The sequence below is a fragment of the Draconibacterium sp. genome, from assembly GCF_041583095.1.
Taxonomy (GTDB): Bacteria; Bacteroidota; Bacteroidia; order Bacteroidales; family Prolixibacteraceae; genus Draconibacterium.
Genome location: NZ_JBFHGM010000138.1, coordinates 1 through 13,081, shown reverse-complemented (window position 1 = coordinate 13,081; position 13,081 = coordinate 1). Strand labels below are relative to the sequence as shown.

Sequence of the window (13,081 nt, the reverse complement as noted above, 5' to 3'; positions counted from 1 at the left end):
GTCATACTGCATGGATGAATTACCGCCGTACAGGATATCCTAAAACTTTAATTCAGCCTTATTCGGAGTATAGTGTTTACGACCCAACTGCCGACACCTGGTTAGATAAAGTATTTACTCCACTTGTTGAGGAAGTAGATGATCTGCCTTACCGAATGAGATACCCGGCTCAGGAACAAACCTTGAACGGTGCAAACAGAAAAGTAGCTGCTGATGCATTAAGCAACGGCGATGTTATTTATTCGAAATTATGGTGGGATGTTAATTAATACAAGCCGCTAATTATATGACATAATATATTAAAATAGCCAGGTGTCATCCTGGCTATTTTTTTATCATTTTTAAAAAGTTAGTTTTACGACCAAACATTTCCCTTGCAACATTATGCGATTAGTTATTTTTTCCTGCTTTTGTTTTATTTGCTCTTTTTCCAATGCACAAAATAGTGTAATCGATTCTACACGGAAGGTATACGATGAGCTGTATGGTCTAGATGTGCTATTGCACAATGGACAAAAAGAATTCCCATATTACATGGGGCACCACGGTCATCCTTTTTGGCGGTCGGAAAAACCATTCGAAGCCGATGTGGTAATTAACGGAAAGAAGTTTTCTAAGCAGCTGTTAAATTACAATATCGAAAAACAGGATTTTATTTTAACTTATACCGATTTTAATGGTGGTGTTAAACGACTGGTTCTTAATGTGTCGGCCATTGATTCGGTTTACACCGGTGACCTGATTTTTGTACCAGCACACAACGAGGATATCCTCCCCCGTTTTGTTCAGCTTATTTACGACAACCGGATTAAATGTTTTAAAGGGTGGAATAAAGAGTTGAAGGTGGCAAACAATGTCCATTCTGCTTCCGGTTTTCAATACAATAAAACACGTACTGATTTCTTTTTGTATGATGGAGTAACGATAAACAAATTTCATAACGGAAAGAGTTTCCTGCAATGCTTTGAAAAGCGTAATCACCCTGAAATAAAAAAGTATCTCTCTCAACATACTATCCGTTTTAAAGACCTGTCTGATGTTGACCTGCAAAATTTGCTCGCCTTTTGTGCGAAATTCAATCCTTAATATGAAATACCTTTTTTTACACATATTTTTGCTGTTATCAGTATTTAGTATCGCTCAGAACCCAAAAAACGATCTGGTTTCAGGCACATTTTCACAAATGTCTTTTACTGAGTTTGTTCAGCAAATAGAAGATACAACGCCTTACCGGTTCTATTTTAAAGAAGAATGGGTTAAGTCTGTTGAGGTGAATAGCACTTTCAGGCAATCGCCAATCTCAGCCGTTTTAGATGAAGTGTTATTGCCTGCCAGGCTGAAATATGTGTTAACGTCAAATTACTCAGTAATTGTTTTACCAGATAAGGAATTTGTACCCGTATTGCCTGATTATTCACTGTCGTCACAGCAGCAAGCAGATATGGAGCAAGATGTTTCGTCGCAAAACGAACGATTTTTAAAACGCAGGGATCCGGAATACATTAAAACAATTATTGTAGGGACCCCCGAAAAAAGCAAACCGCGAAAGCAGTGCGAAATAAAAGCGATTATAACTGATCAGGAATCGGGCGAACTTTTGGTGGGTGCTACCGTTTTTATTCCTTCCTTAAATAAAGGTGCAGCGAGCAACGATGAAGGGGAATGTGTTTTTTACCTTAGGCCAGGCAATTATTCGGTTACGTTTAAATGTATGGGGAAAAAGGAAGCCAAATGCAATTTAAAGGTCATTTCAGATGGCAGTTTCAATTTTGAAATGGAGGAGGACCTGATCTCATTAATGGAGGTGCTGGTTCAGGCCGATGAAATTACAGAACGTGGGGCAAGAGCGGGTCTCGAGATGGTAAATATTAGCAGTATTAAAGAGTTACCTACACTGATGGGTGAAAAAAATGTATTGCAAATTGCGCAAATGCTTCCAGGTATTGTTAGTGTTGGAGAAGGATCGGGAGGTATAAACGTGCGAGGCGGAAATGCTGATCAAAATCTATTTTATGTAAATAATGTTCCGATCTACAATAGCACGCACCTGTTTGGTTTTTTCTCTTCTGTCAATTCCGATATTATCGATAATTTTAACGTATATAAAGGCCATGTTCCGGCAAACTATGGTGGCAGACTTTCGTCGGTATTTAATATTGAAACCAGAAAAGGGAATGATGACCAGTTTTTTATGCAGGGTGGTGTGAGTCCGGTTTCGGCACAGGCTTCGATTGAAACACCAATCATAAAACAAAAAGTTTCTATCATGCTGAGTGCTCGATCGTCCTATTCCGATTGGATACTGAAACAACTGGATGAACCGGAACTTAATAACAGCGCTGCATCTTTTTATGACTTTGCAGGTTCTTTAAATTTTAAACTGGCTCAAAATAACCAGTTGTCGTTGTTTGTCTATAACAGCAACGACGATTTTACCCTGAACGAAATTACCGAGTTCAACTACAGTAATAGCGGAGGAGCTATTAATTATACTAATCGTTTTAATAATAAGTTAAAGGCCGATGTAATTGCTTTGGGAAGTTGGTATCGGTTTTCAACAATCGACAAAACTTTACCGGCAAATTCGTATAGTCACAAATACGAATTAGGTCATTATGAACTGAAAACAATTTTTGATTGGATTCCAAACGAAATTCATCATTTAAAATTTGGAGCAGAAGCGAAAATGTACGATTTAAACCGGGGAAGGATTATGCCTTATGGCGATGCCTCGGTAAAGAAAGAGCTTGATCTGGATTCGGAAAGAGGACTCGAATCGGCAATGTTTCTTGATGATAATCTGCAAATTAGCAGTCGTTTGGCATTCTATATGGGATTTCGTTATAGCTTCTTTCAGGTGTTGGGACCCAAAACCGTTTTAAATTATTCGCCAGGTGCACCTTTGGAGCCAACGTACGTGAGTGATTCACTCATTTACGGGAAAAATGAACGAATTCAAAGTTATTCCGGCCCGGAATTGAGGCTCGCGATAGATTATCAGTTACGAAGCCATAATTCTATAAAAGTTTCTTTTACGCAAATGCGACAGTATCTTTTTTTGTTAAGCAATACAGTTTCTATTGCACCGTATGATCAGTGGAAACTGGTAGATACGCATATCACGCCTCCGAATTCGTTACAATTATCAACAGGCTATTTTCATGAATTTGGTTTGTCTGGTATTTCTTTTTCCAGCGAAGTGTACTACAAAAAGGCAAACCATATTGTGGAGTATAAAGATGGCGCCGATTTTTTATCGACACCCTATGTTGAAACCCATATTCTACAAGGGAAACAGCGTGCTTATGGTGCCGAGTTTATGATCGAAAAAGATCGAGGACGTTTAAATGGATGGTTGAGTTATACCTATTCGCGGTCGCTTATAACCGTTGATGGTGAGAATGATTTTGAAGATATTAATTATGGAGAAGAATACCCTTCGAACTACGATAAGCCGCATGTGTTAAATGCTATTCTAAACTATAAATTCAATAAACGATTTTCAGTATCATCGAATTGGGCTTATAATACGGGCCGCCCCATAACGCTTCCAGAGGGAGTATATTATATTGGTGGCCAACCATTTGTCGATTATTCAAAACGTAATAGTTATCGTATCCCCGATTATTTCAGGATGGATTTGTCGCTAAAAATTGAAGGAAATCTTAAGCGTAAAAAACGATTTCATTCTTATTGGGTGGCAAGCGTTTATAATTTAACGGGTAGAAAAAATGCAAATACGGTGTTCTTTAAATCGGAAAACGGAGTGATTAACGGGTATAAATATTCCGTAATTGGGATGCCTGTTTTTACACTTTCATGGAATTGGAAACTTGGAAACTATGCAAACAATTAAAAAAATATCAGGCATATTGTTTATGATTTTGATGCTTGGCTCCTGCATCGAAAGGTACTATTATGATGCCCATGACGATTTTGAGCCAAAGATGGTAATTGAAGGAATGATAAGCGATGGGCGAGAGGTACAGGAAGTTATTGTTTCATCGTCGGTATCTCCTGATTCCGGTGTCTTTTTACCCATGTCGGGATGTATTGTGGAGGTGAGTGACGAACACGGAAATATTTATAGCTTCTCTGAATCGGAAAGTCGCAAAGGCGTTTACTTAGGGGTAATTGACAAAGAAGACTTAACAACAGGAAGCCGGTTTAAGCTAAATGTTACAAGTTGGAAGGGCAAACAATACGAGAGTAGTTTTGAAGAAATGCCATTAGCACCACCTATCGATTCTATTTCGTATCGCTACGAGGTTTATGAAACGGCTGAGGATATTGTCCCGGTTGAAGGACTGCAGTTTTATATCGACCTTAATACGGGCCCTGAATATAGTGACTATTACCGATGGAAACTGGTGGAAACATTTGAATACCACTCTTCTTATCCTATTCAGTTATTTCTTGATGAACAGGGCAATATGCAGGAGGTTCCTGTTGATTACTCGGTATTTACCTGTTATTCAACAAAAACAATTAACGTTATAAACATATTGTCAACACAGGGTGTGTCCGGGAATCGTTTCTCCGACTTCCCTTTGTGTTTTGTGAGTGACCGAACGCAACGTTTAAAATATAATTACAGCCTTTTGGTTGAGCAATATGCAATAAGCCAGGATGAGTATCGGTTTTGGGAAAGATTAAAAAAGAACAATAAGGAAGATTCTGATATGTTTAGCAAACAACCTGCTGCAGTTCAGGGAAACCTGAAATGTATATCAAGCCCCGGCGAAACAGTACTGGGATATTTTAGTGTGACCGGTGTTAGCGAAAAACGTATTGTTTTAAAGGATGTTGACGAATTGAGTTTTAGCCTTCTAAAAGACTGTTCTCCAATAAAAATAGAAATGGGATTTCCGGAAGAACCAAGACCTTTGTATTTATTACGTTACAACGACGATGAAGGTGCTGCTTTGGGGTGGTTATTTCCTGAATGTATTGATTGCAGGTTAAAGGGCGGAGTTACAACAAAGCCGATTTTTTTTGAATAGTAAGTTTCATAATATAAGTAGTAATGAGGTACTTTAAAATAATATGTTTCCTGAGTTGCGCATTCTTCTGTAATTTTCTTTCACAGAGCACACTGGCGCAGCATGGAGATGGTACTACTGATTTATTTGTTGAAAAATTGAGTGTTGTTACTGACCGGGATGTTTATTGTGTGAATGAAGTCATTCGTTTTAAAGCATTCAATTGCTCCGGTAATCCTTTACGAAATGCTGATTGGAGCAATGTATTGTACGTTGAAATAGTGGACCAATATGGAACAGCGTTGGTGCAACAGAAATTTAATTATAACGATAAAGGGGCTTCAGGGATTCTGTTTGTCCCTCGTAAAATATTAACCGGCAATTATTTTTTAAGGGCCTACACCAGGTGGATGCGGAACTATCCGGCCGAAAAATTTTTCTATAAAGCACTATCTATTGTTAATCCTTTTGATGAACTGGTTGAGCAAAATTCTTTAGCAGAAAAAGTAAATACCAATTTTTCCGTACAACATAGCAAGATGCCGGTGACTATAACACTTGATAAAAAACAGTACGGTAAACGCGAAAAAGTAAATGTAAGCTTAAGTGCCCTAAACCAGTATTCAAACTGTGTTATGGCTGTCGTAAAAAAAGAGTTTTATCAACCGCGAATTATTCGAATGCTTCCTTTATCATCCGCCCCTGAGAGTGGTTTTATTCCTGAAACAAGATCACTTTCTCTTACAGGGAAGGTGGTGAGCATTAACGATTCGGTATCATTGCCTTTCCATCAGGTATTTCTTACTATAATGAAAGATCAACCGGAAATGCGCAGTGCCCTGTCAACTGAAAACGGTTCTGTTTATTTTAACTTACCCGAACTTAGGGGAGAATATGAACTACTTATTTCGGCAGGCACCGGATTGAAAAACGAAAAGGCAATTGTTTTGGTTGATAACGATTTTTCAACACAGAAAATTAATTTACCGGCACTGCCTTTGATGCCGGATTCAGCAGACAGAAGTATATTACAAAAACTAAGCTTTAACAGTCAGATTCAATATTTATACAACAGTCAGCCAATCCGGTCAATGAAGGAGGAGAATGTTACGAGGGGGAAATTCTATGGGGAGCCGAATCAATTGATCGAACTGGATGATTATATCAATCTGCCTACACTTGATGATTATTTCAGAGAATTGGTTACCCTGGTGTCGGTACGTAAAGTTAATGGCCAAAAAATATTAAGGGTGCAGGGCCAAAATCCCGAATTACGGAACAATGAACCGCTTGTGCTAATCGATATGATTTCGGTTAATAATATCAACGATATTCTCAATATTCCACCGGACAAGATAAAAAGCATCGAAATTATTAATCAACCATACGTGTATGGTAACTTTACCTATGGGGGAGTTATTAGCTTGATCTCAAAAGGAGGGAAGTTTGCGGATATCAACCTCGGAGGCTCCAGTCATTTTGTTGATTATAAAATGTTCAATAGTTCAGTGTCTGAACTGGAAGATCAGTATGAGAAAAGAATTCCTGATCTAAGAAGCAGTCTTTATTGGAAGCCTGACTTTAGTTTAGCGCCGGAAGAAGAGAATTTATTTACATTTCACACCGGAGATGTGGCTGGCGAGTTTATAATTGTGATTACCGGAACAAATGATAAAAACCAGTTAGAGACAAGTATTGAATACTTTACTGTTGTAGATTAATTGTTAACCCAGATTTTAACTGTACCGTTAAGTCTTTCGTTTCTTCTTTTTAGCCGCCCGAAACGACACATTATTTATATTCAGCCGATAACCCGGAGAGTTGGGCGCAGGTTCAGGTCGGTTGGATGTATTCTTTAAAGTTGAGATCATCCTCGTAAACAATTATTTAGAAAACTGTTTAAGAGGTGTTAAAGGACTGAAAACCTTCTTTTATTTTATCAGTATGCATGTAAAACATAAATTGTAAAAAATGATCATAAGTCAATTAGTGAATTATGTAAGAATATGATCTTTAGTGCAATATGGTATTTTGGTATTTCTATATAAAGGTGAGTTGTGTTAGAGGGTAGTGTCAAATCGATAAAAAAAGCACAAAAAAACGTACAAATATTTTAAAAAATCAACAGAAATATTAATATTTGTAATACTGGAAGTATAATAAATTACTTTTATGTAACGCGTAATTGTCAAGCAAAGTGGATTTGGGGGAATCCGTTGAATAATTACAAAATTAAATGCTGTTTAAATATTACTTAAAAGACTGTTTCTATGAACCAAAAATTTTACAACTTAACCTTTAGTGGTTACTAATCTTTGATTTTTTTTATATAAAAAATACGGATTACGATCTGAGACTCTAAACAGATCTGCGTTTAGATGTTGTAATTAACCGAAGTAGCTCTTAATTTGAGGACTATGTGAGGATGGGTTTGTTCTATTTTGGATAATTGTTAGATAAATTAACAATTAATACAATTTCCAGATCTACCAGATTTTAGAATAATTGTTACAAAGCATTATTGCAGTTAACAAAATATTACTTCTGTGTTAGGCAGAGTATGTATTTGATCAAGAATGTTAAATACATGATCCTTAGTTGTTAATGATTGGTGTAAGCGTATTGTCTGGCGCAATTAAATGATGTTAATAGAATATATGTTATTGATATATGGAGATTTATCGTGCTGTTTAAAAAGAGTGAATGCATTAATCAATTATTTATAGTGCTCTAATTAAAAACTAAAAATTATTTCTATGAAAAAAATCATGCTAATGGTTGTAATTGTACTTTTCGCAGGTGTGCAATTGCTTCATGCGCAGGTCAAGGAGCTCTCAGGAGTTATTGTAAGTTCTGAAGATGGTTTATCCGTGCCGGGCGCCTCAGTTTCGCTAAAAGGAACAACTCTGGGAACGGTTACCGATCTGGATGGTAATTTTAGCCTTATGGTTCCGAATGATGCAACAACCTTAATTGTTTCTTTTGTTGGTATGAAAACCATTGAAGTACCAATTGGAAATCAAACTACATTTCAACTGACGCTCGATCCGGATGTTTTTGGTTTGGATGAAGTTGTTGTTTCTGGTGTTGCTGGTAAAACCGAAAAGAAAAAACTTTCTGTTTCTGTAGCTTCAGTAAATGCAGAAGCTCTGGAAAAAGTGCCTGCCGGTTCAGCTGCAAGTGCCCTACAGGGAAAGGTTGCCGGTGTTTCGGTAACAAGTCTAGGACGCCCGGGAGCGGGAGCCACCATTTTGTTACGTGGCGCAGCTAACTTCTACGGGTCACAACAACCTCTGGTAATGATGGATGGTGTGTATGTTGCCGGTGGTTTAGCCGACATTAATGTCGACGATATTGCAAGTTTTGAGATTGTAAAAGGTGCGTCTGCTTCTTCATTGTACGGATCACGTGCAGGTAATGGTGTGATTGTTATCACTTCTAAGCGTGGTGCTGTTGGTGCTCCGGTAGTAACTGTTCGTTCAGAAGTTGGATTTTCGCAGGTTAACAATTTTATTGACGTGAATATGTCTCACCCATTTAAACTGGCATCTGACTGGGAATCAGCGCAAGGCCAATATACAAAATACGAGGGTGTGACTTACCCGGCAGGTTTTCCAAGTATATACGCAGCCGGTGGCGAGTGGGCACTTGAAGGCGGTAGAATTGAAGAAGAAGATGGTTATTCAGATAACCCATTTGGTGTGTATTACGATTTTCAGGATCTTTTTTTCAAAAAAGGTATAAACCTTACCGAGTATGCTTCGGTTGCCGGTGGTACTGATAAATTCAAAACATTCTTCTCTACTGAGTACAATAAGGTAGATGGTGTGCAGAAAGAAATTGAAGGTTATTTCCGTAATAGCTATCGTTTTAATGTGGATTATTACATTAACGATTGGTTGAAATTCAATGCAAGTAACCAATTCATTAGTCTTACCGATAACAGCACGTTTGGTGATTTCAGAACCATCACAAGGATTTCTCCTGATGCCAACGTTATGTATCCCAACCCGGATGGATCTCCATACTATTTCCAGCCCGACCCTTGGGAAAACGAAATCTCGAACCCGTTGTACAACGCTGCTGCTATTGATGCAAAAACGAAACAACAACGTTTCCTGGGAGGTTATAAACTGAATGTGAAATTTACAGACTTCTTAAATTTAGATGCTGAATACTCATTTGAAAACAATAACAGTCGTTACACCAGTAACTACAAATACGAAACTTATGAGCGTTCTGGTGATGAAATTGGTTTTGGTTACAGCAAGGGAAGTTTGACAAAAAACAGTTCTCTAAATCTCGTGCAAAAAGCACAGGCTACCTTAAATTTTGCCAAACAATTCGGAGAATTGGATGTGCAAGCTAAATTGAGCGGATTGGCTGAAGACAGAAGTTATGAATATTTCAGTGCGAGTGGTAGCGATTACTTATACAAAGACATTGCATCTTTGGATAATTTTGACAAGTCAACCATCTCGGCAAATTCAAACAGAACTGCAGAACGTGCACAAAACCTTTTTGCTATTGCCGGTTTTGTTTATAAGGATCGTTACATTTTTGATGGTTTGTATCGTAAAGACGGTTCATCTTTGTTCGGTGAAAACGAACGCTGGAACGACTATTACAGGATTTCGGGAGCATATCGTTTAACTGAAGATATAGCGATCCCTGGTTTCCAGGAATTGAAAATTAGCGCTGCTCATGGTACTGCAGGTCAGCGCCCCGGATTTACATGGCAATATGAAATGACCAACTTAAGTGGTGGTGTATTGTCTACTAACCGTATTAAAGGTAATCCTGATCTGAAACCATCTAAAACTGCAGAAACAGAGATTGCTTTAAGTGCTCAGTTCCTCGACAGATTTAGTTTGGATGCAGCTTACTCAATACAGGAGTCTACTGATCAGTTTATGTTAGTGAATTTATTTGCTCCTGCTAATGCCGGTAAAAACCGTCAGTGGCAAAACGTAGGTAATCTGGAAACCAATACTTTCGAATTTTCATTAAACGGACAAATCATAAAATCGGGTGACTGGAACTGGGATGTAACCGTTAACTTCACTAAAACCGAATCGGAAATTACCAAGTTAAATGTTGCAGAACAAACTGTAGGTCCATCTAACGGTGAAATGTTTAAATTGAAAGAAGGAACAGAATTTGGAACGATGTACGGACTTAAATTTGTTCGCGATTTGGCAACCATGGAAAAACAATTACCTGATGGAGCCAGCATTAGTGATTACAGTATTAACAGCGATGGTGTTGTAGTTGAGACAGCTGCTATAGGTACGGTGGATGAAAAAGCATTCCTTGAAGTAGATGAGGAAGGTGTAAACAAAACACAGGAGATTGGTAATCAGAATGCAGATTGGTTTATGGGCGTTGTTTCTAATCTCTCATGGAAAAACTTTGATTTCTATATGTTATGGGACCATCGTCATGGTGGTGACATTTACAACAGAAATACACAGTGGAATGTAATTGCCGGACGTAGTGCAATTGTTGATCAGGCAGGAAAAGCAGAAAGCGAGAAGAAAACAACTTTGTACTATCAATCGCTTTATGCTGTAAACCAGGATGTTGATTTTTGGGTTGAAGATGGAAGTTATTTAAAACTTAGAGAGATATCTCTTTCGTATACTTTACGTAAAAAACAACTTGAAAATTTCGCAAATGGATTCTTCAAAGAGTTTAAATTTAGTGCGATAGGAAGAAACATTCTTACATTTACTGATTACTCCGGATGGGATCCTGAAGTAGCAGCATACGATGGAGATACACAACAATACTTTAATGTGGATTCAGGAGTTTATCCGAATCAGTCTTCATACTCATTCTCAGTACAATTTAAGTTTTAATATTAAAAGAGTATAGAAATGAAAGATTTAAAAAAAATAGTATTATTCGCTGTTGTACTGCTTTTTGCGGTATCGTGTGAAGATTTCTCTTTGGATCTTGAAGTGCAGAACTTCGAGCATCCAAACGACAATATTTTAACATCCGACCCTGTGGCATTAACTGCTGCAGCCGGCGGTATTTTGAACAACTGGTACATGACTGTTCATGAATATAATGGACCATGTATGATGATGCAGACTATGGCTGATGTGTCTACTTGTTCGTGGGGAAACGTTGGTATGAATGATATGTCAAGCGAACCAAGAGCGGCTTGGAATAATTCACCATCTTACTCTTACGATTATGTCACCAATGATTATTTTAATTCATTATATGCTGTTTTGTCTGATGCCAACACCTTAGTGGCAGCAGCTGAAAAAGGTACCGAATTTGAGAACCCTGATTTGGTAAAAATGATTGGTAAAACTGGTCAGGCTTTTGCAATAGGTTATTTAGCTTTGGTTTTCGACCGTGTATGGCTATCAGATGAAAATGGAGCTATTAACGAAGATGGTTCTTCTAGCGATTATAAAGAAGCAATGACTTTTGCTCTTGAAAAGTTAGACGATGCCATTGCTATTGCGAAATCGAGCGGTGTTGATGTGCCTGAAACCTGGTTGCCAGGCGGAAACAATGGAAATGCCGTATTTACACAATTCCTGAATAGTATGGGGGCCCGTATGTTGGTAGGAAACGTACGTAATAAAGCTCAAAAAGGAAACATCAACTGGGACAAAGTATTGTCTTACACCAACAACGGTTTAACTGAAGACTTTACCATTTTTATGGACGATGATGTTTGGTATGATCTTGCACCGAAAACTTATTTGGTATATCCAGGTTGGGGACGTGTTGATATGCGTGTTGTCAATATGATGGATCCGAATACTCCGGCATACTGGCCTGATGGTGAGGTTACTTTGCCTGAGTCAACTTCAGACGATGCCCGTTTGCTATCTGATTACCAGTATTTGTCAAGTCAAAACTTTAATCCAACAAGGGGAACCTATCACTATAGTACTTACCGTTATTCTCGCTACGATTATTACATAAGCGATTGGATAACAGATGTAACAGAATATTCAGCATCGGAAAACGATATGTACAAAGCTGAAGCCTTATTACAAAAAGGAAGTTTGACTGAGGCAGCTCAAGTGATTAATGATGGTACACGTACAGTAAGAGGCCAGTTACCTCCGGTTGACGCCAATGCGGATGATATTGCAAATGCAATTCACTACGAAAGATTGGTAGAATTTGCTTATACAGGTATGTCACTTTCATTCTTTGAAATGAGAAAAGAAGACTTGTTGCAAAAAGGAACTCCTTTACATTTTCCTGTTCCTGGGAAAGCATTAGAAGCTATTCCTGAAGAGAATTATACTTATGGAGGAAGTCAGGGAGTAGCCGGAGAAGACTACTCTAACGGTGGTTGGAGATAATACTCACCTGTATTATTTAATGATATAAATGAGAATGGATTGGTTTTAGGGCCAATTCATTCTCAAACTTGATAATTCAAGTTGAAGATCCCAGCCGGGAGGTATAACTCACTCTACATTTACTCACAATTACCCTTCGTAGAATTTATAAATCCTCCCGGTTTTTTTCATTTTTTTCAGGAAAATTTATTTGTGAGCTTGGCCCAAATCACTTTGTGGTATCAATGTTTTCTACGTCTTCCGCTTCTTCTTCTTAGCTGCCGGAAACAATACATTATTTAAGATTAGCCTATAACCCGGTGAGTTGGGGTGCAGGCTCAGGTCGGTTGGCGGATCGCCAATCAGGTGGCGGTAATCTTCGGGATCGTGTCCACCGTAAAATGTCCAGAATCCTTTACCTTTCTCGCCATGGATATAACGCGCTTCGTTGGCCGGTTTGTTCTCGCCCAATACCAGCACATTTGATTTTAGCACTTCTTTGCGGTAAGCGGTTGTTTGCCCCATAAAACCTTTAATCAGGTTACGATGGTTTTGGCAAAGCATGGTGGGTATCGGGTCCCACTTGGCCGAAAAATCAAACAGGGTAAAGTAGTCGTTTTCGCGGGCTACATGTCGGTGGTCGGTAGCATCAATATTCGAAAACTCGTACACATACGGGCTTTTCTCCAGCTTAAAATTTTCGAATGCAAAGGTGTTGTGGAAATCGAGTTTCTCATCAACGTTGGCTTCCATCGGATCGCCATCAAACATGTTTTC

The 13,081-nt window shown here is 38.4% G+C and carries 8 protein-coding genes; 7 read left to right on the top strand and 1 reads right to left on the bottom strand.

The window, feature by feature from the left end; all coding sequences use genetic code 11:
* The 7 genes from ABZB17_RS13470 to ABZB17_RS13440 all read left to right on the top strand — a co-directional run.
* Positions 1-269, top strand: a 269-nt coding sequence (locus ABZB17_RS13470; RefSeq protein ID WP_372650863.1) for a SusD/RagB family nutrient-binding outer membrane lipoprotein, incomplete at its 5' end; no start/stop codon positions are given.
* A gap of 115 nt (positions 270-384) precedes the next feature.
* Positions 385-1,086, top strand: a complete 702-nt coding sequence (locus tag ABZB17_RS13465) for a hypothetical protein (protein ID WP_372650862.1) — start codon at positions 385-387, stop codon at positions 1,084-1,086.
* A gap of 1 nt (position 1,087) precedes the next feature.
* Positions 1,088-3,856, top strand: a complete 2,769-nt coding sequence (locus ABZB17_RS13460) for a carboxypeptidase-like regulatory domain-containing protein (protein WP_372650861.1) — start codon at positions 1,088-1,090, stop codon at positions 3,854-3,856.
* The gene (locus ABZB17_RS13455; protein WP_372650860.1) at positions 3,843-5,003 is read left to right on the top strand and encodes a DUF4249 domain-containing protein; all 1,161 of its coding nucleotides are present in this window, start codon (positions 3,843-3,845) and stop codon (positions 5,001-5,003) included. The genes ABZB17_RS13460 and ABZB17_RS13455 overlap by 14 nt, the downstream gene beginning before the upstream one ends.
* A gap of 23 nt (positions 5,004-5,026) precedes the next feature.
* On the top strand, positions 5,027-6,703 hold the full coding sequence (locus tag ABZB17_RS13450) for a TonB-dependent receptor (protein WP_372650859.1): 1,677 nt from the start codon (positions 5,027-5,029) through the stop codon (positions 6,701-6,703).
* A 1,035-nt stretch (positions 6,704-7,738) separates the two neighbouring features.
* A complete protein-coding gene (locus ABZB17_RS13445; protein ID WP_372650858.1) occupies positions 7,739-10,843 on the top strand; it encodes a SusC/RagA family TonB-linked outer membrane protein in 3,105 nt (1,034 codons plus the stop codon).
* 18 nt (positions 10,844-10,861) lie between these two features.
* On the top strand, positions 10,862-12,325 hold the full coding sequence (locus tag ABZB17_RS13440; protein WP_372650857.1) for a hypothetical protein: 1,464 nt from the start codon (positions 10,862-10,864) through the stop codon (positions 12,323-12,325).
* 231 nt (positions 12,326-12,556) lie between these two features.
* On the opposite strand, the gene ABZB17_RS13435 is transcribed toward ABZB17_RS13440, so the two are convergent.
* A partial coding sequence (locus tag ABZB17_RS13435) for a hypothetical protein (RefSeq protein WP_372650856.1) occupies positions 12,557-13,081 on the bottom strand: 525 nt, incomplete at its 5' end.